The sequence below is a fragment of the Streptomyces sp. AC627_RSS907 genome, assembly GCF_019049165.1.
In genome coordinates this window covers 1-582 of the sequence record NZ_JAGMUE010000597.1, presented here as the reverse complement: position 1 = coordinate 582, position 582 = coordinate 1, and the positions used below count along the sequence as shown (strand labels likewise).

Here is a 582-nt window from a genome sequence, read left to right as displayed (position 1 = left end):
GCGGGGAGCGACGTGTCCCAGCGGACCGTGGGAGTTGATTGTGGGCCATTGACCCAGAGTCTGTCACTGGCGTGGCGGACAATGGGCTCAAGGCGTCGTGCGCGCCTACTGGTAAGTGATTGAATGCCATCGCGGCTGCCGATCCATGGGGGGCGACCGCTCGATGCAAGGTGCTGGAGGTTCCGTGGACCTGTCCCTGTCGACCCGGACCGTTGGCGACCGTACGGTCGTCGAAGTCGGTGGCGAGATTGATGTATACACCGCGCCCAAACTGCGGGAGCAGTTGGTCGAGCTTGTGAACGACGGCAGCTACCACCTGGTCGTTGACATGGAGGGCGTCGACTTCCTCGACTCCACCGGGCTCGGCGTGCTGGTCGGCGGGCTGAAGCGGGTGCGTGCCCATGAGGGCTCGCTGCGCTTGGTCTGCAACCAGGAGCGCATTCTGAAGATCTTCCGTATCACCGGCCTGACCAAGGTGTTCCCCATTCACACCTCGGTCGATGACGCCGTCTCCGCCACCGACTGACGGTGCCGGACGCCCCGCTCCACTGGTGCGGGGTGGAAGATCGTCGTGGCGGGGGG

At 64.9% G+C, this 582-nt stretch carries 1 protein-coding gene; it reads left to right on the top strand.

Annotation, left to right across the window (positions count from 1 at the left end; all coding sequences use genetic code 11):
- Positions 1-184 precede the first annotated feature (184 nt).
- Entirely contained in the window at positions 185-526 is a 342-nt protein-coding gene (gene bldG / locus KUM32_RS37305; RefSeq protein WP_098752640.1) for an anti-sigma factor antagonist BldG, read from the top strand.
- The last annotated feature ends 56 nt before the right edge of the window (positions 527-582 follow it).